The sequence below is a fragment of the Tellurirhabdus rosea genome, from assembly GCF_026278345.1.
Taxonomy (GTDB): domain Bacteria; phylum Bacteroidota; class Bacteroidia; order Cytophagales; family Spirosomataceae; genus Tellurirhabdus; species Tellurirhabdus rosea.
Genome location: NZ_CP111085.1, coordinates 775,857 through 796,973 on the forward strand (window position 1 = coordinate 775,857; position 21,117 = coordinate 796,973).

Sequence of the window (21,117 nt, forward strand, 5' to 3'; positions counted from 1 at the left end):
GGGCGACAGGTCCGCCCGGCGGTCGTGCCCCTCGCCTCACTTCTTGGCGCACTCGCCTTCTGTGTAGCTTTTGATACCGTAGTTTTCCGCCTCGCAGGCATTCGGATAGGTCTTCCCGTTACAGCCGCAGACAGGTTTGTACAGCGCGTAACAACCGCCCCCTTTGTACGGCTGCTCGACACAGGGCGGACTGACCGGGTCAGCGGGAGCATGAAAGCTATTTTCGCAGGCACTTGCCAGCAGAAGGAGGCTTAAACAAAGAACTGGTTTCATTGACGTGTTTTTGTCCATGACACCCGCTCCGGTCCAACGGTTGAAAACTTGTCCTTGAATTAATGGTCCTTTTTTTGCTCGTTCAGTCTTTTATTTATGATCAAAAACTGCATGCGCTCCCGTTTTTCAACCCGACTGCTCCATACCCTCCTGCCCCTCGCCCTTCTGGCCTGTACGCTGGAAATTGACCGCAAACCCAAACTGCCGCCCATCACCCAGGAAGGACGCAACACGCTCGGTTTCAAGGTAGACGACAAGCCCTGGACCACCGGCGGCGAAAGTTGCAACTGGTTTACCTGCGAAGACAACGTTCCGACGGCCACGCTGTATCGGGAATACGACAAAACTCCGTTCCTCTTTGTGCTGGAAGGCCGCTACGCCAGTGTAAACCATAAAGTTGCTCAGGAATTTTCGGTGAAAGTGGAAGATGTCGCGGGAGCCCGGACCTACAAACTGGACCCGAAAAAAGAAGAATGGATGCTTTTTGCCAACTCCAGCCTCAGCGAGAAGATGTTCCGGAACGGAGACAATTACGAGGCCGAACTGGTCATCACCCGTTTCGATACGGTCAACAACATCGTGTCGGGACAATTCAAAGGACGACTCGACAACTACTACTGGAATCCGGGCGAAGTGGCCGAGATCACCGAAGGTCGCTTCGATTGCCGGTTGAAGTACGTGCGGTAAAACCGGCGGCAACCGGCTCCGCTGGTGAAACTGGTGCCTGAATTTTTATTTTTGTCAAAAATCAGGCTCTGTCCGATGAACTCCTCCTACCCCGACCGCTGGTTTATTCTGATCGGCTGCCTGCTGCTGGGCTATTTTTTCGTGACCATCGGTCTTGACGAAAGCCTTTTTGCGCTGCTGCAAAAGCCGACCTACATCCGCGACCTGTTCGGCGCCACGCTGATGTCGGGCATCGTCTGGCTGCTGGTCCGGGCGGCGACGGTGACGCTGGACCGCCGCTACGACTGGTTCGAACAACCGCTCCGCCGCATCGCCGGGCAGTCGCTGCTGGGCTTTGGGGGGCCGGTGGTGGTTTCGTTTCTGATGGCGCTGCTTTACTTCCGGTTCGTGGTGGGCCAGCCCATCACGGAGTCTACTTTTCCGGTCTACGAATTTCCGATCAGCGTGCTGGTCATTCTGTTCATCAACCTGTTCTACGTGGGGCTTTACCTGTACAAACGCGCGACCGGGACGCCGCCCGTGCTGATTGAAGCGCCGGGAACAGCGCAGCCGGTTGTCCGGAAAACGCTCATCGTCGCCAGCGGCCAGCGGAACATTCCCCTGGCTACGGCCGATGTCGCCTACTTTTACATCGACGAAGGCGCCGTTTTTGTCACCACTTTCACGGGCGAAAAATACGTGGTCGGGGCCACGCTCGACGACCTCGCCCGCGACCTGCCGACGACCCAGTTTTTCCGCGTGAACCGGCAGTTTCTCATCCACCGCCGGGCCTGTAGCTCCTACCTGAACGACAGCTACGGAAAACTGAAGCTCGAAGTACAGCCGACGGTTCGCCGGGAAATCATCGTGAGCCAGCAAAAGGCCCCGGAGTTCAAAAAATGGCTCGAAGAAGCCCACTGATTCAGCGCCTATTTCTCCTGATTCACCCGCTTTTTCTCCTGTTTCGCCAAATTCAAACCCCTGCAAGACAACAGTTTACCCCTTTCCTGCTGTAGTTTTACCTCTGTAAACAACAACTACATCATGAAACGACATCTTCTCTGGTTAGGACTGGTCATCGCCAGCCTGACGACCGTGCGGGCCCAGACGCTGCGACTGGGTTATTACGGCGAAACCGTGACGCACTACGGCCTCCGGGCGGCCTACGAGCGGCCCTTCGCTAGCTACACCAAAGAGCGCAACGCGGCCCTCAAGTCGTTCTATCTTTCCCTGGGCATTGCCCTGTACCGGCACCCGCAAAACCACGTGGGCCTGATCGTTTCGCCCGAAATCGGTTACCGCCGGACGGGTCGGCGCGGCGGCCTCTTCGAACTGGCCGTTTCCCCGGCCTTCTTCCGGTATTTTCTGGACGGACAAACCTACGAACCCACCGAGTCCGGCGACTTCCGGCGGGTCCGGCTGGCGGGCGGGCAGGCCTTCATGCCGACCGTTTCGGTGGGTATCGGGCGCGATTTGTCCGTGCGGCACCGCCTGCCCCTGAGCCTCTACACCCGCCTGAACCTCATGCAGCAGCGGCCCTACAACACCTCCGCCCTGATGCGTTTTGGAATCGAGTTCGGAACCCTGATCCCGCTGAAGAAATCATGAAAAAGCTATTCCAATTTTTACTCTGCGGCCTCCTCGCCCTGCTTTTTTCCTGCGGCGAAAAGGACATCCGGCCCGGCGAAGACACGACGCTTTTTCTGCGCCACAAAGGCGCCAACATGCCTATCTGGGTCAAAGGCAACCGGGCTTCGGACAAAATCGTGCTTTTTCTGCACGGCGGCCCCGGCGACTGCTCGATGTGTTACCGCTACTACCTCCAGGACCTCGAAAAAGACGTCATGATGGCCTACTGGGACCAGCGGGTGGCCGGGTCGTCGTCGGGCAAGGTGGACCCGGCGACGCTGCGGTACGCCCAGTTTGGCGAAGACCTTGAACTGGTTGTCAAACTGCTCCGCAGGCAGTACCCAAACGCCCGGATTTACCTGCTGGGCCACAGTTTCGGCGTCGAGCTGGCCTGGCAGTTTCTGACCACGGGCACCAACCAGCAGCAGGTTGCCGGGGCGATGATGGTCAACGGCATGCACTCGTACTACCGCTGGCTGTACCACGTCCGGGAGTGGGCCCTGCGCGAAGCCCGGCGGCAGAATCATACCGAAGCGGAGACGTACCTGCTGGCGCATCCCGTCACGCCCGAGAACACGGCCACCATCGACTGGGAGGGCATTTACCGCTGGATGTACAAGCTGGGCGGCAACCCCGTTTCGCTGTATTCCGACAAGAAATTCGTGCTGGATTACGCCTTCGATTCGCCGAACACCGCCCTGGCGCAGTTCACCCACGGCAAGGCGTACGGCTATTACGGCGAGGTCGAAAGTCGCCGGTTTGAGAAAGGACCGCTGCTGGCGGGCGTCCGGGTACCCATCGGGCTTTTCTGGGGGGCAAAAGACGGCGTGGTTCCGCTGGAGCTCAGCGGCGAAACCAAAGCCCTGCTGACCGGCACGACCGTCACGTCCGTAACCTTTCACGACTCCTGGCACGAACCGTTCGTTACCGAGACTGCCCGCTTCAATGCCGCGGTGCGGGATTTTGTCCGGGGCAACTGACCGTCTGCGCGATCTGCTCTCCGCTTACATAATTCAAGGCTTCCGGGTGTGATTCCGGGAAGCCTTTTTTTATCTTACTGGACAAATCGCCAACGGAACCACAGCCATGACCATTGAACAGGAAATTACCTTCATTCAATTTGCCCAGGGCCACTTGTCGATTGAAGAAGCCCTCGACCGGATCGATCGTTCTCTTCAACCGGGCGAAGGGCCGCTGTACGCCCCCGGACTGATGATGCCCGAATTTGAGCCGAATACCGACGATGTCGAGCAGGCCCTCGCCGAAAGCGCCGTCAACGTGCTGGAAAATCCTTCCATGATCATCCGGAGGATTCAGCCGGATGGCCGTACCGGGCAGCGGGTCGTTATTCCCGGCGTGCATCCCGACGACGCGCACCGGTACATGCTCTACCTGTTCAAGGCTACTTACGGGCGATATCGCCCCGCCGAAATGACCGATAAACCGGAGGAATGGAGATTTTGGGATCTGTCGCAGCCGGAAGTTGTCCGGGATATTATCCAGCGGCACCAGCAACGGGTCGAGGCCCTTTACGCGAATCCGGAGTACTACGCCGAATTTGAAAGTCTGGCCCGGCTGACTAGGGAATCAGAAACGCTCATGAAAACCAAGTTCCGGGAACCCGAGCCGGTGAGTGTGGACGAAAAAGATTTTGTGTCCTACGACACCCTGATGACCTCCTCGCTCCGGCTCAACGACGACCTGTACAAAAACAGCCAGGCGACCTACCACTTGCTCAAGGCCCTGACCAATGCCGTTTCCCGGCAGTACGAACTGGACACGAACACGGCCCGGCGGCTGGTCAGCGAGGTGTCGGCGCGGCATTACCAGGAGAAATACGGCCCCGGCCAGCCCTCCGACGACCAGCGCCTGTAAGGGTCCGGGAGGCATACAACGGGTTTAACCCGACAGATGAAAAACGGGGGCGGAGAAATTTTCCCATACGTTTCTACCTTTGCCCCCGTTATTCTTCCACCAAAGGGTATTTTATGCGCAGATTGCACCTCCTTCTGATCTTCCTCTTTTTTTCCTCTTCGGTTCTAGCCCAGGAAAACCAGTACAATCTGATTCCCTTTCCGGCTCGTTTTTCCGGAAAAGACGGGCGCTTCACGGTGACGGCCGCTACCAAAGTGGTCGTAGAGCCGAAAAATGCCGCTCAACTGTCCGCCGCCGCGCTGCTGGCGGGACCGCTCAAGACCGCAGCCGGACTGCCCGTTACGGTGGCGACGACCTCTCCCGCCCTTTCGAAAGGCAAACACATTTTTTTCCGGGCGCACAAAGCCGGGCGCTGCGGACCGGAGGGCTACGTCCTGAACGTCTCGCCCGACCGCGTGGTGATCGAAGCCGAGACGCCCAAAGGGTACTTTTACGGGGTTCAGACGGCGCTGCAACTGCTGCCTGCCGAAATTTTCAGTCGCAGCACGTCGGCCACGACCGCCTGGACAATGCCCGCCTGCGACATCCTCGACCGGCCGCGCTACGGCTACCGGGGTCTGATGCTCGACGCGGGCCGGTACTTCATGCCGGTATCGTTTGTCAAGAAATTCATTGATCTGATTGCCCTGCACAAGATGAACACCTTCCACTGGCACCTGACCGAAGACCAGGGCTGGCGGATTGAGATCAAAAAATACCCCAAACTGACGCAAATCGGCTCGAAGCGCCGCGAAACGCTCGTCGGCCACCTTTCCGAAAACTACCCGCAGAAGTTTGACGGGCAGGAATACGGCGGTTTTTATACCCAGGAACAGATTAAGGACGTGGTGCGCTATGCCGCCGCCCGGCACGTAACCATCATCCCGGAAATTGAACTGCCCGGCCACGCAACGGCGGCGCTGGCGGCGTACCCCGAACTGTCCTGCGACCCGACAAAGCCGTATCAGGTAGCCACCAGTTGGGGCGTGAAAGACGACATTTTCTGCCCGACCGAGCCGACGTTTACTTTTCTGCAAAACGTGCTGACGGAGGTGATGGCGCTTTTCCCCGGCAAATACATCCACATCGGCGGTGACGAAGTGCCCAAAACCGCCTGGAAAAAAAGCCCGGCCGCGCAGGACCTGATGAAAAAGCTGAAGCTGAAGAATGAGGACGAGCTGCAAAGCTATTTCATCCGTCGCATCGGGCAGTTTGTCGCCTCGAAAGGCAAAGCGATTATCGGCTGGGACGAAATTCTGGAAGGCGGTCTGGCGCCGAACGCCGCCGTGATGAGCTGGCGCGGTACCAAAGGCGGCATCGAGGCGGCGCGGCAGAAACACAATGTCATTATGACGCCCAGTGAGTTTGTCTACCTCGATTATTATCAGGGCAATCCGGCGCAGGAACCGCTGGCGATTGGCGGCTACCTGCCCATCGAAAAAGTGTACAGCTTCGAGCCTACCCCCGCCGAACTGACGCCGGAACAGCAGAAATACATCCTCGGCGTACAGGGTAATGTCTGGACGGAATACATCAGCACGCCCCAGCAGGCCGAATACATGGCCTTCCCCCGGGCCGTGGCGATTGCCGAAATCGGCTGGATTCCGCAGGGGCCGCGCAATTTCGAGGATTTTGCGGTGCGCCTGAAAGAACACCAGAAACGGCTGGGCTACCTGAACGTGAATTACTCCAAAAAACTGAACGACATCCGGGCCGTAACGCAGTTCACGCAGGACGACCAGCTTCAGGTGCGGCTCGACAAACAGGATTCGGACAGCAAGATTTATTACACGCTGAACGGCAAAACGCCCACGACCTCGTCGCTGGAATATTTTGCGCCCATTGCGTTGAAGAAAACAACGACGATCAAGGCCATTTCGACGGCCGGGGCCACGTTTGAAGAAACATTTTACATTCACCGAGCCAAAGGCAAACCGTATACCTACACGGGCGAAGCGCCGGGTTCGGACCCGCAGCGGACGAAGCTCACGGACGGTCAGGTAGCCCAGAGTCCGCGTAATTCGGGGGATTTTGTCCGGGTATCGGCTCAGGACCTCGAAGTGGTGATTGATCTGGGCGAAGTGCGCCCGGTGACGAAGGTTTCGGCCAATTTCCTGAAGCGAATCCCGGCGCGTGACTTCCCGCCGTCTTCGGTCGAGATTTCGCTTTCGCAGGACGGCAATACGTACAAAGATGCCATCGCCCAGCCGGTCCAATATCCGCTGGAAGGCACCTGGGGCATTTTACCCGTCATCGCCGATTTCAAAACGGCCCGCGCCCGTTATGTACGCCTCCGCGCCAAAAACGCCGGCCCCGCCCCGGACGGACGGGCGACGACGGTAGCGGTGGATGAGGTGGTGGTAGAATAAAATGACTGATTGATTGAATGACTGAATGACTGATTTGCTTCGCTAATTCTAGCACTGCGGAGCGAATCAGTCATTCAGTCATTCAATCAATCAGTCATTTCATTTCGCCGGCATCAGCACCGTGTCGATCGAATGCACGACGCCGTTGGTGGCACGGATGTCGGCCTGGACTACGTTGGCGGACTTGCCTTTGGCGTCACGGATCGTTACTGTATTGCCCTGTTTTTTGACGGTGAGCGTTTCGCCCGCCAGGGTGGTGAGCGTCTGGCCGTCCTGCAGGTCGGCGGCCGCTACAGCGCCTTCTACGACATGGTAGCCGAGAATCCGGGTCAGCTTTTGCTTCTGAGCGGGCTTCAGCAGGTTGTCGAGCGTACCGGAAGGCAGCCGGTTGAAGGCGTCGTCCGTGGGGGCAAAAACCGTGTACGGGCCACCGCTGGAGGCGCGGTCAGCCAGTCCGGCGGCTTTCAGGGCGGTCAGCAGAATGGTGTGACGATTGGAAAGAGAAGCGCTCGCGGCGAGGTCTTTGCCCGTCGAGAGCGTCCCGCTGCTGCCCATGGCGCTGCCCGTGGAGGTGCTGCCCGAGGCGGTACTGCCCGAAGTGCTGCTGCCCGTGGTGGTAGAGCCGGATGTTCCGGGGCGGCTTTCGCGGCCTGCGCCGGTGCCGCTTTGCCCCTGCATGGTGCCGGGCTGCGACTGGGAGCTGCCCTGATTCTGCATGGAGCCATTATTCTGACCCGTTGAAGTCGTGCTGCCCGGCATAGCGGCCGGGTTCTGCGTATCGGTAGTCTGCGTGTTGGAAGAAGAGGAGCCTGACCCCTGCGTCGTTTGGGCTACTGCCTGCGCACCCATTAGCACCGTGCTCGAAAGAAGGGCCGCCAAAACAAACATCTTTTTCATGGTATGGTTGGTTAGTTTTCTCCTGTGCCGAAATCTATCCGCACCGACATGTAAGTCATTGTCTGTTCGCTTTGTTTGCCGATTCGTCGATTTTTACACTAATTTTTATCCCCATCTGCCTTCTTCCCGGTAAAAAACCAGTACGTTTGCACCTTTTGGCGGCCATTCGCCCCGACTGGCGCTAAACTGGACGACGCTATGCTGAAAAAAGGCTGGATACGAATAACACTGATTGTCCTGGCGCTGCTGGCCGGCTGGTGGGTGTGGAATCGTGTCGCGGCCCCGGAGTTTAGCGCCCGGCGGGAGAACGCTCAATTCGTGGCCGGGGAAGCCGCGCCGGAGGGTGTTTTCCTTTCCGCCGCCGTCGAGGTGGACACCGACGATTCTGATCTGTTTGGCCTCGCTGCCAGCCCGTTGACCCTCGGTTCCCCGTCGGAATTACTGATAACGGAACCCACCTCTCTTACCTCCGCGGGTGATTTCTCCGCTCTCCGGCGGCCGCTTTATCTGCTTCATTGTGCGTGGCGCCACCACCTTCCGGCCTGAGCCGGTTTCTTCTTTTTCAAGTGTCTTTTCCACGCATTCCTGACGTCATCGTTCCGGGAAACGCCTTATTTATTTTCAAATGACCTCAAAAGCTATTTTGCTGGCAATGGGTGGCCTTTGGGCTGCCGGTAGCGCCTTTGCCCAGAACACGCCCGACACGCTGACGGCCGCGGCGGCTCCCAGGCCGGTGGTTGCTCCGGACAGGAACGAACTCAAATACAACCTCAACGCCGATGGCTCACACTATTTCAAAGCCACGTTTCTGAACCAGACCTGGGTCCGCTTCAACCAGAGCAACCCCGGCACGACGGTCATCCAGGAGCCCCGCGCCGAGACGGTCGACATTGGCTTACGCCGCACGCGGATTCAGCTGTACGGCCAGATCAACGACCGGACGTTTCTGTATTTCCAGTTCGGGATGAACAATTTCAACTACCTCAACGCTTTTCCGGGCTACAACACCAACGGAACGCCTTCCAACCGGAAGATTGCCGCTTTCTTCCACGACGCGCTCGGCGAATACACTGTTTTCAAAGGCAGGGATTATCTCAAACTGGGCGGCGGCCTGACCATCGTCAACGGGCTTTCCCGCTTCAGCCAGCCGGGCATCAGTTCGATCATGACGATGGACGTGCCGGTTTTCGCGCAGGCAACGGTTGACCAGACCGACGAGTTCGGCCGGAAACTTTCGGTTTACGCCCGCGGTCAGGTCGGGCGCATCGACTACCGGGTAGGCATCAGTGACCCGTTCCCGATCAGCACCAACGGCACCGCCCCGGCCGCCCTCTCGACCAACTCCAGCTTTGCGCAGAAAGGCCATTCGAAGCAGTACGAAGGGCTTTTTCTGTACCAGTTCTTCGACAAGGAAGCGCACATCACGCCGGGCTACATGACCGGAACGTATCTGGGAAAAAAGAAAATCTTCAACCTGGAAGGCGGCTTCATCACCCAGCAGAACGCCATGTGGCACCGGGGCGCTCCGGAACGCGGCGAGGCGGCGACCGACACGGTTTACCAGGCCATGAATCTGTGGTCGCTGGCCGCCTACCTGGATATGCCGGTGAACCGGGCGAAGGGCACGGCCCTTTCGGCCTACGTGGGCTATTTCCATACGAATTACGGCGTCAACTACCTGCGGTATAACGGCCTGATGAATCCGGCCAGCGGCACGACCGTGGCACTTCCCGGCGTTTCGGGCACGCAGGGCAACGCGTTTCCCATGTTTGGCACCGGCAAGGTCTGGTATTCGCAGATCGGTTATCTGCTGTCGCAGAACCTGCTGAACGGCAACGGCACGCTGATGCCCTACGCTTCGGCCCAGATTGCTGATTACCAGCGCCTGACCAAACCGATGGGCGTTTACAACCTGGGCGTAAACTACCTCATCCGCGGGCACAACAGCAAGGTTTCGCTCGATTACCAGAACCGGCCGTACTACCGGGCTTCGGGAACGGGGCTGGCACCTGCCGGTCGACGCGGTCAGTTGGTGCTACAATATCAGGTCTTTATCTGAGAACGGCTTTTGGAACAAGCCGCAGAATTCTTTTCTGTTGATTAAGAAGGGATTAACGTTCGCGACAAAAGCCGGGTTCTGCCCGGCTTTTGCGTTTGTAGGCGGCTTCGGTGTACCTTCGCGGCTCGTTTGGTAAGCCATAAAACAAAAATTACCCGCTCGGCAGTTATACTTAACAAATGGCTGTTGAAAAGACTTACCGACGGCTTCTATCCTATCGTTCAACTAACTCCCATGAAAGGAGCTATGATGAGGCATATTCGAATTCATGCACTGCTTACCCGACTGGTGGTTTTTGCCACGCTGTTCGGTTTTGTAACCTGTTCGCGCAACCCGGTGACCGGAAAACGCCAGGTCATTTTCATGTCCAAGGAGCAGGAAATTGCGCTCGGTCAGCAGTCACACCCTTCGGTGGTGGCCACCATGGGGATTTACGAGGACAAAAAACTCCAGGACTTCATTAACCAGAAAGGAAAGGCGATGGCCAGCATCTCGCACCGGCCGGACCTGCCCTACCAGTTCTTTATCGTAGACTCGCCGGTGGTCAATGCCTTTGCCGTGCCGGGCGGCTTCGTGTATTTCACGCGGGGCATCATGGCGCATTTCAACAACGAGGCCGAGTTTGCGGGGGTATTGGGTCACGAGATCGGACACATCACGGCGCAGCACTCAGCCCGGCAGCAGACAAGCCAGATTTTCACGACCGGCGGGGCCATCCTGGGGTCCATCCTGCTCGACCGCTCGGGCCAGCTGCTGGAAACGGCCCTGCAGGGTGCCCAGCTCCTGAACCTGCGCTACAGCCGCGACCACGAATCGGAGTCCGACGAGATCGGGGTCGAGTATTCGAGCAAAATCGGCTACGACGCGCACCAGATGGCCAACTTCTTTGCCACCATCAAACGGATTCAGGATAATTCCGGGCAGGCCGTTCCGAACATGCTTTCGACGCACCCGGACCCGGGCAACCGCTACAACCGCGTGCACGACATGGCCAAAGATTTTCAGGCGAAGAATCCCAAAACCTACCAGGTTAACCGGGAAGGGTATCTGCGGATGATCGACGGGATTATTTTTGGAGAAGATCCCAAACAGGGCTTCGTTGAAGGGGATATGTTCTACCATCCCGAACTCAAGTTCCAGTTCCCCGTTCCGCGCGGCTGGCAGCACCAGAACTCCCCGGCCCAGTTTCAGATGGGTCCGAAAGACGGCAAATCGGCCATGATTCTGATGCCGGCGCAGGGCAGTTCGCTGGATGAAGCGGGCCAGAAAATGGTGCAGGACCTGGGCCTGCGGGTGCTGGAAAGCAGCCGGACGACCATCAACGGCAATCCCGCGCTGGTGATTATCTCGCAGCAGCAGCCCCAGCAGGGCCAGCAACAGCAGCAGCAAAGTGCGGCCAATACCCTGCAAATCGGCAGCTGGCTGATTCAGCACGGCAACAGCATTTACGCCCTGCACGGCCTGGCTCCCGCGGGAACGTTCAACGCCAACTTCTCGAACTTTCAGGCCGTGGCCAACAACTTCCGGACGCTCACGGACCCCGACAAGCTGAACCGCCAGCCCGAGCGCGTCCGCATCCGGCAGGCCCCCCGCGACGGCTCGTTCCGCGACGTGATGACCGCCATGGGCATGCCCGCCAGCCGGGTCGAAGAACTTGGTGTCCTTAACAGCCTGAAGGCCGGCGACCAGGTCAGCCGGGGAACGCTGCTGAAGGTGATCAGCCGGTGAGGAAGGAGGAAACACAAACTAAGGTTGCCTAACCGGCTACCAGTTTGCAAAAAATGCGCCCCGGACAACCAGGAAATTGTCCGGGGCGCAGTCGTTTGAAAAGGGCTGTTTCCTTATTCCTTTTCCAACAATCTGGTTTCTAAAACGTATTTCACGAGGCTGGCGGTGTTGCGGCAACCCAGTTTGGCAAGAATATTACGGCGGTGCGTTTTGATGGTATCCGGCGCGAGATTCAGCTTATCCGCAATTTCCCGATCTTTGAATCCATCCACGATGAGCGCGGTGATTTCCTTCTCCCGGCGGGTCAGCGATTCGCCGGGGAGATTAGCAGGCATAGGTCGCCGGGCCACGCCGTGAAAAAGCACTGGGGCCAGCTCCGGACAAACGTAAATCTGCCCCTGCTGCACCACTTCCAACGCTTTCATGAGTTCCGACTTCCCAACCGACTTGAGCAGGTAGCCGTCGGCCCCGGCAAGCAGCATTTTTCGGACCGAATCGTAATCGCCGCGCATACTGACGGCCAGGACTTTCACCTGCGGCCAGCGTTTTTTCACCTGCCGGGCGGCTTCGAGGCCATCCATGACGGGCATTTCGATGTCCATCAGCACCACATCGACGGGTTGTTCCTCCAGCGCCCGCACTACCTCCCGCCCGTTCCGCACCCACCCCACGACCGGATGCTCGCTTTCCAGCAACGAGCGCAGGCCATCGGCGAAGAGTTGGTGGTCATCGGCGAGAAGGAGGCGGAGGGGCATGGGGATTAAGATCACAACTTAATAATAAGAAAATTAATTAGTTAACGACTTGTTAGAGGTAAGCTTTGCTGGGGCCACCTCTGCTGACGCCCTCCGCAGTTTATAAAGCCAGAATATAAAGCTGGGAGACGCTGTTGCCAGCCTGGGTGAGAGGGAGAAGGATAGTTTGCAATAGCCTGTAGTGCAACACTCATCTCCTGAATTCCTAAGCCGGCTTTTGCCAGCGCACACCCCGCCCAGGCATCGGCCCTTAATTCTCGCCCCCACGAGTGATCCATCCATGCGGCAGGATTGAAAAAGTCTATGTGGTGTCCAAATTCATGGGCAAGGACTCCATAACTCGCTGCCGGCCCATACGTGAAGTGAAGGTTATTCATAAAAACCGGGTTGTAGGCAATCTTTGTCACGCCCGGTGCCAGGGTTAATGCGGCTGCATTGGGCACAAACGGATTTCCTACCAGGCTAAAACTTCCACAACCCATCGGGCACAAATGGCTGGCAATCTGATTGATCTCTGCAACGGCATACGCTGTAGGAGGTTGGTCATAGAGCGGGTTATATCCGGGATTTCCTCCTAGTGAACAAATAATATGAAAGCCCTGGGCTTGGGCCTGATGGAAAGCAAAAAGCAATTGCAGAGCAGCTAACTTTACGAAAGTGAAACGTATGCGTTGAAACAGGAACATGGCGATTGTACGTTTTATGGTTGATTGGGTTCTCCCACACCCAATCTAGCCCTCCCGCCCCTCTTCCGCATCACCCCAACCCTGTATTTTCCCGCCTACCCTTTTTGTGGTAAAAACCACCCGAAAATCTCCCTCCGTCGCTCACGAAAAACGGGTAATTCCCTGTTGAACACGCTATTATCGCTCCGTACCTTTCCCGTCTGCAACCAAATGGTGCAGTAGATGAGACAGGTCTTTTGGATTTACTGGCTGCTTGTATTGGGAAGCTATCCCGGCCCTACGGTGGCGCAGGTGGGTCCACCGGTGTATCCGGTCAATCACCGCACCGTCCAATGCTTTTTTCCGCAGGGATTGGCCCTTTTCCGGGATTCGACGGGGCGCATGAACGTGGAGCAGGTGGCCGCCCGGTCGCGTTTCAGGCCCACAACTTCGCCCGTTTCCGTGGAAGGCGCCGCGCCGCACTGGATTCGGTTTTCGGTGCGTAACACGGAGTCGCGGCCGCTGACGATGCTGCTGGAAGTGGGCTATTCGTATTTCAATGAGGTTCAGGCGTTCGTCCTGACAGACGATCGGTGGGTTGGGCAGTCGCCGAGGCTCCACTGGCAGACGCCCTTTCTGGCCCGGCCCGTGCCTCACCGGTACTTCGTGCTGCCGATGGCTTTTGCGCCGGAAAAAACCAGCACGGTCTACCTGAAGCTGCGTAAGGAGCCCGGAACCCACCGCCTGCCCGTCCGGCTATGGAAACCGGCCGTTTTTACGCAACACGCCCTTAACGACAATACGCTCTGGGGCGGCATCACGGGCTGGCTCCTGTTTGCGGTAGTGTGGGGGGCTTATCTGGCGATCTCCCGGCACGGCAGCCTGTACGGGCTCTACAGCGTTTACGTTTTTGCGCACCTCGGCGCACTCATGGCGAGCGAAGGCGTTTGGGGCGAGTTGTATCTCGACGGGCAACTCGGACTACGCGGTATTCACGTCAGCGACGTGTTTATTGGCCTTATCATGGGCGGCAACCTGCTCTTTCTTCGTGTCCTGCTGGAAAGTAAAACCTACGTCCCCCGCTGGGTTTACCGTCTCAGTAATGGCGTCCTGCTGCTATGGGCTTTCTGGTTGGCCGGCTATTTTGCCGAAGCCTGGCTTATTCAGCGGTTCGGGCCAGCGTCCACCGGTTGGAAAAGGCTACAACAGGTACTTTACGATGGAAAATACCTTCTTTACCCTCCCATTTTCATTTTCGTTATTAGCTTTATCTACCTGGGGCTTCGCCAACGGGTTTATCTTTTGGCTTTTGTCCCTATCATCTTCGTGGCCGCCACGTTCTTTCTGACCAATCTGCTTACTCCAAACCAGCTGGTGTATGTGCCTATGCCCGTGTATGGACTTACCGTAGTGTTCGAAACCGCCGTACTGATGTTTGGGCTGGCTTACCGCTTCAAGGCATATCGCGACGAACGGGAACGGCTCCTCCGCGAACAGCACCAACTCACCCTCAACGTGCAGCAGGATGAACGGAGGCGGCTCGCCCGCGATCTCCACAACCAGATTGGACCCGACTTGGCGGTGCTGAAACTCCAGATGGAAAAAGATGAAATTACATTACCAAAGCCGCTGACCTTTTTTGTGCGGGCCTATATCACCCGGCTCGAACGCATTATTCACGATGTGCGTGGTGTCTCTCACGCGCTCATGCCCGCTGAGTTGAGCCAACAGGGTTTGGTCCCTTCGCTCACGCAGTTTGTCGAACAATTATCCGGGCTCCCCAACGGCCCGGAAGTAAATTTTACGCATAACGTGGCAGCCCCCCTGCCCGAACAGACGAGCCAACTGGTCTTTCAGGTTGCCCGTGAACTGATTCATAATTCTATCAAACATGCACAGGCATCCATCATCGATCTGGAACTCTACCAGCAAAACGGGAGTCTACTGCTGAAAGTAGTGGACAATGGACAGGGATACGACCTCTCAGCCCTCGATCAGCGGCAAGTAGGTATCGGCCTCCGCAGCATCCAAGCCAGCATAGCAAAACTGGACGGTAACCTTGAAATTCATCCAAATACTGGAAAGGGAATGTCGCATAAAGTCATCTTACCTATTGGATAATTACCCAATAACGAATTATTTTAGTAGACTTTTCGTTAAGATATAAGCCTGAACAGAACTCTAACCCGAACGTATGAAAAAGATTCTTGCGCTTGCTCTGTCCCTGTGCAGCTTCACCACGATCAGTAATCACTCGCTTCCCGCTCCCGTCTCTGTAACTGCTCCTGACGCCCGAACGGCCTCATACATGGCGGTTTATGAAGAACTGCGCCTCGACGAATATGGCCTGCGCCGCGATGTGTTCGAATACGCTCTGAAAGGTTTGCAGAAGATGCCGTCCATCCGCCCCGTCATCTCCATCGCGGACCTGAGCCAGCCTTCCAGCAACAAACGGCTGTACATCATCGACCTGGCGAAACGGAAACTGCTCTTCAATACGTACGTCGCCCACGGGCGCAATTCGGGTGAACTCAACGCTCTGAATTTCTCCAACAAAAACTCATCCTACCAGTCCAGCCTCGGCTTTTACCAGACAATGCAAACCTACCAGGGCAAGCACGGTCTGTCGCTGAAACTGAAAGGACTGGAAAAAGGCTTTAACGACAACGCCTACGACCGGGCTATCGTGATTCACGGGGCCGATTATGTGTGTGAAGACTTTATCCGCCGCACGGGTCGTCTGGGCCGTAGCCAGGGCTGCCCCGCCATCCCCAACGACCTGACGCCCACCATCATCGAGGCCATCAAGGGCGGAACCTGCCTGTTTCTGTACCACCCGAGCCAGCAGTATCTGAAAATGTCGTCGTTCTTGAGTTAATAAATTAATCTCTCGCCGCTGCGACGCAAATTTTAAGGCGCAGATTTTCACAGATTTTTCTGCGTTAATCTGCGCCTTAAAATTTGCGTCGCAGCGGCGAACCGCCCATCTGCGCGAAACCCGCTTACACCTTCATTTTGTAAACGTCCTTGTAAAAGACCAGTTGCCCCTGCTGGTTCACGTCGGCCAGGTTGTAGATGACCACGACCGGAAATTTCTTCGGCAGCGGGAAGGTAGACGGCTTCTGATCGATTAAACAGCGGTTGTAAAAACCTTCGTCAAACTTGACCGCCTCCAGCATATAATTCGCCAGTTCTACGGGTTTTTCCAGACGCACACAGCCGTGGCTGCGCCAGCGGTCGGTCGTCGCCGTAAACAGCGAACGGGAGTTGGTGTCGTGGAAATAAATGGCCCCCGGCCCATTCAGGTTGAATTTGATCAAACCCAGCGAATTATGACAGCCGGACGTTTGCCGAATCCGGTACGGGAAATTATCCGACGACACAGACGCCCAGTCGATGCTGTACGGGTCCAGGACTTTCCCGGATTTCTTGTCCAGTACTTCCAGGTTCTGGTTATCGATAAAGCCGACGTTGCGCTGAATCCGCGGCAGCAGTTCCGTTTGGGCAATGCCGTCGGGCACGTTCCAGTACGGGTAAGCGATGATGTCCGTCACGTAACTGGTAAACAGCGGAGTTTTGTTGTCGAGGCTGCCGGCAATCACTTCCATAGGCATCAGCCGCTTGCCGGTCCGGTCGAAAACGTTCAGTTCGGCGGCTGGGATGTTCACGACGGCAAACCGGTCGAGTTCGTAGCGGTTCAGCCAGCGGTAGAAGTTCAGCGTTTTCTGAATCTGTTTCAGCGTATCTCCGCCTGCGGTGCGTTTGAGCCGCCCGTAGTGCTCGACCAGCTGGCGGTAGGGCGCAAATTCGGAGGTGCGGTGCAGCGAATCGACCAGTTCGGGTTTGAGCTCAATGCTGCCGACCCAGACGGTGTCGATCTTTTCCTCGAACGGATTCTGCATCAGGCCCGTCACCTTCTGTCCGTAGCGCAGTTCGGCCAGCAGTTGCCGGAATTTTTTGTCCACTTCCGGTTCGGTCGCCGCGCCCGAGAGGCTGTAACGGCTGGTGTCCACGCCCACCGAATCGGCAAACTGAGTCAGGCGACTCATCAGTTGCAGCGCTTCGGTCCGGTTCCAGGCGGGTTTCTTGGGATCGCCAAAGGTTATTTCTCCCGTTGCCGGATCTTTTTTAATGTAACTCCTGACCAGAAAAAAAATCGCCACAAGCGCTACCAGTCCGACACTTATCCCCGCTATCAATCTATTTCTTTTCTCAGTTTCCATGAACGTATTGAACTTGGTGTTTGTGAATAAACACCAAAACCGCCCGACAATGTTTCCTGAACTGAGTGTAGCAACGATATAAAACAAAAAACCACGCCGCTAGCGTGGTTTTTGACAAGGAACCAAAATATCTCAGAATCTTCCGATTAGATCAGCTCAACGTTAACGGCGTTCAGACCTTTACGGCCTTTTTCCACCTCGAATTTAACCGAGTCGTTTTCACGAACCTGGTCAATCAGTCCTGAAACGTGGACGAAGATGTCTTCACTTGAATCGTCCGGCTTAATGAATCCGTATCCTTTGGACTCATTGAAGAATTTTACTTTACCTGTTTGCATTGAATTTTAAAATTTGTACAAATTAAGAAAAAATATCCTGCAACAACTAACACTTGAGAAATTATTTTTCGTCGTCAATTTATGCAGAAAAAGACCTTCATTTAATCGTCGTCCCGGTCGCTTCCGCTCAGGAGCCACATCACCGTGCCGACGATGAGTCCGATGCCGATGGCCCGTGCCACGTGGTAGGACACCGGAGCGGGCATATCGACAATTCCCTCTTCATCCGTATGGGCGGGCTGGCGGACATACCGGCCGCCTTTGGGAACCTCCATATCATCGAAGCGGGCCAGCAGATTATCCAGATGCTGCGGCAGTGCCGAACTTTTGAGGGCCTTGCCGTGCCCGGTGCCGACCGCCGTGGGATTCAGCGCCGCCAGTTTCTGGATGGATGAGCGGGCAGCCACCCAGTCGATGGTAAAGTAAGCCGGCGGACCGTGCAGTTCTTCCTTCTGCGTCATGACCGCAATGGCCGAGTTCTGGTTGGTCGTCGTGATAGCGTCCCCGGCAATCAGCACCCGGTCGGTGCTCCGGAACAGTGACACATGGCCGGGTGCGTGGCCGGGCGTATGGATTACTTTCCAGTCCGGCATTTCGGGAATGGTCCCATCCTCCGGAAACGGCTTTACGCGGTCGCCGAAATCATAGGGATGCGTCGGGAAAAGCCACGACAGGTACGCCATCGCTCCGCCGCCCACCGCCGGGTCCGGCGGCGGATAATGCGATTTGCCGCGCAGAAACGGCATTTCGAGCGGATGGGCGTAGATTGGCACATCCCATTCCGCCAGCAGGCCGTCGAGCGCCCCGACATGGTCGAAGTGCCCGTGGGTCAGCACAATCGCTTTCGGCGGGTTGTTCGGCCCGAACAGTTTTTCGGCCTGCTGCCGGATGCGGTTCGCCGAACCGGAAGTCCCCGCATCAACCAGCACCCAGTCGCTACCGGGACGAGGCTCACCCACGAAGTAAACGTTTACAAAAATGATCTTCATCCCCGCAACGTCCGGGGCAACCGAGTAGGCTGATTCGTCTTCGGTGGTGGTTTCGGGCTTCGTTAAAGCTTCCATACGTGATCTGTAGGTGTGAATAAAAGCAAACTAATCCACACAACGTATAGGGATACGTATTGTTTGAAATTACCTATCTGCCGGAGTCCGCCTGCCGGTCTGGTTGCCGTTTCAGCACGTCTACGAGCCGGGGCAGCAGCATTTCCATGAGCGAACGGTCGGCATCGGTCCAGTGACGCGGCTTTCCGAAAACGGCGGGCTGGAGGATGCCCCAGAGCTGCCCGTTTTCGGTGGCGTGGGCATGAATAAGCGCCCGGTGGCCGAAGGTGCGGTGCTCAAATTCCCGGTTCAGAACGGTCGGTGGCGCCGTTTCCACATCGTCGACATACACGGACAGCCGCCCGGTCAGGGCCGCATTGAAGAGCGGGTCTTCGTCGGGCAGCGTAGTGGTATCTTCCTGCCAGTCCGGCTGGATCACGTCGGGAATGGTCTCGTCTTTGCGCCAGCAGAACATAATGCGGCCCCGCCGTTCGTGGGGACGGCGGACATACAGAAAACAGCGGTCCGCCTTCAGCACCTCGCCCACCCGCCGGACCAGGCGTTCGAGGATGTCTTCCGGGGGTTCGGACGAATGCAGCAGGGCCTCAAACTCAGCGGGCAGCGTAGCCATCACATTATTAAATTTACATTAATAAATTCATTCATACTGAGCGGTTTAAAATTTGATTAATGTTGACTAAATCAGCACCAAGCACTTCTAAACAGCGTTATGAGTTTGTACATTTGCAGCAAACCACCGTACTTCAATGAGCACCGTTAAAATTACCAAGTACAGCCGGCAGCTTCCCGAGCTCCGGACGTCTTTAAGCCTGATTCAACTGGGTCGCGTTCTGCTGGCTCAACATAGCCACCTTCGCAACCGGTCGCAGTTTGCCGATACCATTATTGAGCTTGCCAAAATGGACGAGAAGATCGAAGCGCTGCGCGAAGAAATTGCCGTAACGGAGCTTCTTCACGAAGCGTCCGTTCTGGTCGGCAATTATGAAGAACTTCGCGTCAGCAGCCTCTAACGAAATAGATTCCGGAAAGCTTTGACGGCTTCCGGCAGGGCCAGCGCCACCGTTGCCAGCGAGGCGACGGTGGCCACCTGACAATAAAAACACAGAGCTTTATTTTCTTCCCACTCCTCCACGCCCAGTTTCAGGGCCGTGGCCGAATCCACTACCGCTTTGGCCGCCGTGGCAATGGGCAGCAGCGGCTGTTCCTCGGCGCGGTTAATTCCTCCGGCTCCAGCCAGCCAGGCCGTAATGCCGTAATTGACCAGCATCATTAGCGCATCCGGCGTATCGAGCCGCTTGTACCCGTAATCCGAAGCATCCACTTTATCCGAATTGAAAAGGGAAATCGGCGGGTCCGGCAGATGTTTGATGATTCCGGTCTGGTACAGTCCGACCACCTGCCCGGCAGCGGCTCCCAGCATCGACAGGCCCACCATCCAGCGGCGGCGCGTCAGGTCCTCACTCTCTCCTTCCCGGAGTTCGTAGCTTAGTTGAGTTGGGTTCATAGCGTTGAATTGTTAAATTTTAATGACTGAATGATTGATTGACTGAATGACTGAATAATAATGAAAGCAGTCATTCAGTCAATCAATCATTCAGTCATTCCCAGGAAATATACAGCCCCCGATGCCCGGACATCCGGATGTCGTTGGTTTCACTCATGATTACTCTGGCTTTTTTGGGTTCGATGCCTTTCACCCAGGCCTGCGTCCGGCGGACGGTCGGGTTGGGGCTTTCGAAGGTATACCCGTCGTCGTTCGGCAACAGGGTCGTGTAGGCGTCGGACCAGCCGCCTTCGCGCATGTTGGCCATCAACGGGCTGTTGTGCGGCCGGTTGAAATCGCCGATAATCAGCCCCGGCAACTCGAAGGCATTGACGTATAGCATCAAATCCCGGATGTTGTCGAACGCCTGCTCATAGACCGGCGAGAGATTGACGTTGAAGACGTTGAACGCCCGGCCGTCGGCAAACGAAAAAGCGGCGTGCATCAGCACCCGGTCGGTATCGGTCACCTCCGGGCGACGGCTCAGGCGGTGGACAAACACATCGGAGGGCGCGACCTTCGAAAGCACGGCTAAACTTTCGGTAACGCCCCCGGTGGTGCTCATGGGTTCGTAATGGCTGAAGGAGTAATCGGTCAGGATTTCCGCCAGTTGTTCAGCTTGATTTTTTATATTGATTCGTCTATCGTACGCAACTCCCTGCAATACCACCACATCGGCGTCCAGATGGTCGATGGCCGCCCGGACTTGTCCTATGCGGTCCTGCCATTTGCCATGACGAGTGTCGTATCCGGAAATATTGAGCGAAAATGCGGATGGCATACCTGCTTGAAATAAGGTTTCAAATAGATACCCGGTAAACGTTTTTTTGTTGCCGGCCGCTCCGAAACCTTAGGCAAAGGCGTACGTAAGTCGCGGCGGAAGGGCACGGCGGGCAAGCCCGCCCAGGGACAAAACCCCGGAAAACAAATAACCCGCCGCACAACTGTACGGCGGGTTTACCAACCCCTCTACCAATCCAATCTACTATGATTT

The 21,117-nt window shown here is 56.6% G+C and carries 22 protein-coding genes; 12 read left to right on the forward strand and 10 right to left on the reverse strand.

The annotated features are described in order from the left end of the window. Positions 1-36: 36 nt before the first annotated feature. Positions 37-273, reverse strand: coding sequence for a Kazal-type serine protease inhibitor domain-containing protein (locus ORG26_RS03070; protein ID WP_266367054.1), 237 nt, complete (start codon positions 271-273; stop codon positions 37-39). 111 nt (positions 274-384) lie between these two features. Here ORG26_RS03070 and ORG26_RS03075 point away from each other — a divergent pair, with 111 nt between their 5' ends. The 6 genes from ORG26_RS03075 to ORG26_RS03100 all read left to right on the forward strand — a co-directional run bounded on the left by ORG26_RS03075 (position 385) and on the right by ORG26_RS03100 (position 6,851). Continuing rightward, a complete protein-coding gene (locus tag ORG26_RS03075) occupies positions 385-960 on the forward strand; it encodes a Riean_0653 family protein (RefSeq protein ID WP_266367055.1) in 576 nt (191 codons plus the stop codon). A gap of 75 nt (positions 961-1,035) precedes the next feature. After that, complete coding sequence (locus ORG26_RS03080; RefSeq protein WP_266367056.1) at positions 1,036-1,860, forward strand: LytR/AlgR family response regulator transcription factor; 825 nt, start codon at positions 1,036-1,038, stop codon at positions 1,858-1,860. 123 nt (positions 1,861-1,983) lie between these two features. Continuing rightward, positions 1,984-2,547, forward strand: coding sequence for a hypothetical protein (locus ORG26_RS03085; RefSeq protein ID WP_266367057.1), 564 nt, complete (start codon positions 1,984-1,986; stop codon positions 2,545-2,547). Beyond that, on the forward strand, positions 2,544-3,548 hold the full coding sequence (locus tag ORG26_RS03090; RefSeq protein WP_266367058.1) for an alpha/beta fold hydrolase: 1,005 nt from the start codon (positions 2,544-2,546) through the stop codon (positions 3,546-3,548). Before ORG26_RS03085 ends, ORG26_RS03090 begins: the two co-directional genes overlap by 4 nt. A 106-nt stretch (positions 3,549-3,654) precedes the next feature. Then, positions 3,655-4,443 carry a DUF5958 family protein gene (locus ORG26_RS03095; RefSeq protein ID WP_266367059.1) on the forward strand — a complete coding sequence of 263 codons (789 nt, stop codon included), beginning with the start codon at positions 3,655-3,657 and terminating at the stop codon, positions 4,441-4,443. A gap of 113 nt (positions 4,444-4,556) precedes the next feature. Next, on the forward strand, positions 4,557-6,851 hold the full coding sequence (locus tag ORG26_RS03100; protein ID WP_266367060.1) for a glycoside hydrolase family 20 protein: 2,295 nt from the start codon (positions 4,557-4,559) through the stop codon (positions 6,849-6,851). A 99-nt stretch (positions 6,852-6,950) separates the two neighbouring features. Here the strand turns inward: ORG26_RS03100 and ORG26_RS03105 are convergent, their stop codons facing one another. Continuing rightward, positions 6,951-7,748 (reverse strand): fasciclin domain-containing protein, encoded by a 798-nt coding sequence (locus tag ORG26_RS03105; protein WP_266367061.1) that lies wholly within the window; start codon positions 7,746-7,748, stop codon positions 6,951-6,953. A 198-nt stretch (positions 7,749-7,946) separates the two neighbouring features. Here ORG26_RS03105 and ORG26_RS03110 point away from each other — a divergent pair, with 198 nt between their 5' ends. The 3 genes from ORG26_RS03110 (at position 7,947) to ORG26_RS03120 (ending at position 11,535) form a co-directional block, all read left to right on the forward strand. After that, on the forward strand, positions 7,947-8,294 hold the full coding sequence (locus tag ORG26_RS03110; protein ID WP_266367062.1) for a hypothetical protein: 348 nt from the start codon (positions 7,947-7,949) through the stop codon (positions 8,292-8,294). A gap of 79 nt (positions 8,295-8,373) precedes the next feature. Next, positions 8,374-9,807, forward strand: a complete 1,434-nt coding sequence (locus ORG26_RS03115) for a hypothetical protein (RefSeq protein ID WP_266367063.1) — start codon at positions 8,374-8,376, stop codon at positions 9,805-9,807. Between the two features lie 249 nt (positions 9,808-10,056). After that, positions 10,057-11,535: a M48 family metalloprotease gene (locus tag ORG26_RS03120; RefSeq protein ID WP_407704822.1), complete on the forward strand. Its 1,479-nt coding sequence runs from the start codon at positions 10,057-10,059 to the stop codon at positions 11,533-11,535. 113 nt (positions 11,536-11,648) lie between these two features. Here the strand turns inward: ORG26_RS03120 and ORG26_RS03125 are convergent, their stop codons facing one another. Both ORG26_RS03125 and ORG26_RS03130 read right to left on the reverse strand, forming a co-directional pair. Then, positions 11,649-12,290 carry a response regulator gene (locus ORG26_RS03125; RefSeq protein WP_266367065.1) on the reverse strand — a complete coding sequence of 214 codons (642 nt, stop codon included), beginning with the start codon at positions 12,288-12,290 and terminating at the stop codon, positions 11,649-11,651. A 41-nt stretch (positions 12,291-12,331) separates the two neighbouring features. Continuing rightward, positions 12,332-12,976 carry a M48 family metalloprotease gene (locus tag ORG26_RS03130; RefSeq protein ID WP_266367066.1) on the reverse strand — a complete coding sequence of 215 codons (645 nt, stop codon included), beginning with the start codon at positions 12,974-12,976 and terminating at the stop codon, positions 12,332-12,334. 222 nt (positions 12,977-13,198) lie between these two features. Here ORG26_RS03130 and ORG26_RS03135 point away from each other — a divergent pair, with 222 nt between their 5' ends. Both ORG26_RS03135 and ORG26_RS03140 read left to right on the forward strand, forming a co-directional pair. Beyond that, positions 13,199-15,076, forward strand: coding sequence for a sensor histidine kinase (locus ORG26_RS03135; protein ID WP_266367067.1), 1,878 nt, complete (start codon positions 13,199-13,201; stop codon positions 15,074-15,076). A gap of 73 nt (positions 15,077-15,149) precedes the next feature. Further along, a complete protein-coding gene (locus ORG26_RS03140; protein ID WP_266367068.1) occupies positions 15,150-15,833 on the forward strand; it encodes a murein L,D-transpeptidase catalytic domain family protein in 684 nt (227 codons plus the stop codon). 124 nt (positions 15,834-15,957) lie between these two features. On the opposite strand, the gene ORG26_RS03145 is transcribed toward ORG26_RS03140, so the two are convergent. From ORG26_RS03145 to ORG26_RS03160, 4 genes are all read right to left on the reverse strand, one after another. Further along, positions 15,958-17,178, reverse strand: a complete 1,221-nt coding sequence (locus ORG26_RS03145; RefSeq protein WP_266367069.1) for a L,D-transpeptidase family protein — start codon at positions 17,176-17,178, stop codon at positions 15,958-15,960. A gap of 146 nt (positions 17,179-17,324) precedes the next feature. Continuing rightward, on the reverse strand, positions 17,325-17,516 hold the full coding sequence (locus ORG26_RS03150; RefSeq protein WP_266367070.1) for a cold-shock protein: 192 nt from the start codon (positions 17,514-17,516) through the stop codon (positions 17,325-17,327). 101 nt (positions 17,517-17,617) lie between these two features. Then, positions 17,618-18,580, reverse strand: coding sequence for an MBL fold metallo-hydrolase (locus ORG26_RS03155; protein WP_266367071.1), 963 nt, complete (start codon positions 18,578-18,580; stop codon positions 17,618-17,620). Positions 18,581-18,653: 73 nt separating this feature from the next. Continuing rightward, positions 18,654-19,190: a GAF domain-containing protein gene (locus ORG26_RS03160; protein WP_266367072.1), complete on the reverse strand. Its 537-nt coding sequence runs from the start codon at positions 19,188-19,190 to the stop codon at positions 18,654-18,656. A 136-nt stretch (positions 19,191-19,326) separates the two neighbouring features. Between ORG26_RS03160 and ORG26_RS03165 the strand changes: the two genes are divergently transcribed. After that, positions 19,327-19,590: a hypothetical protein gene (locus tag ORG26_RS03165; RefSeq protein ID WP_266367073.1), complete on the forward strand. Its 264-nt coding sequence runs from the start codon at positions 19,327-19,329 to the stop codon at positions 19,588-19,590. On the opposite strand, the gene ORG26_RS03170 is transcribed toward ORG26_RS03165, so the two are convergent. Continuing rightward, positions 19,587-20,084, reverse strand: coding sequence for a vitamin K epoxide reductase family protein (locus ORG26_RS03170; RefSeq protein ID WP_266367074.1), 498 nt, complete (start codon positions 20,082-20,084; stop codon positions 19,587-19,589). The two genes, ORG26_RS03165 and ORG26_RS03170, sit on opposite strands and share 4 nt — an antisense overlap. A gap of 94 nt (positions 20,085-20,178) precedes the next feature. Then, a complete protein-coding gene (locus ORG26_RS03175) occupies positions 20,179-20,904 on the reverse strand; it encodes an endonuclease/exonuclease/phosphatase family protein (RefSeq protein WP_266367075.1) in 726 nt (241 codons plus the stop codon). Positions 20,905-21,117 lie beyond the last annotated feature (213 nt).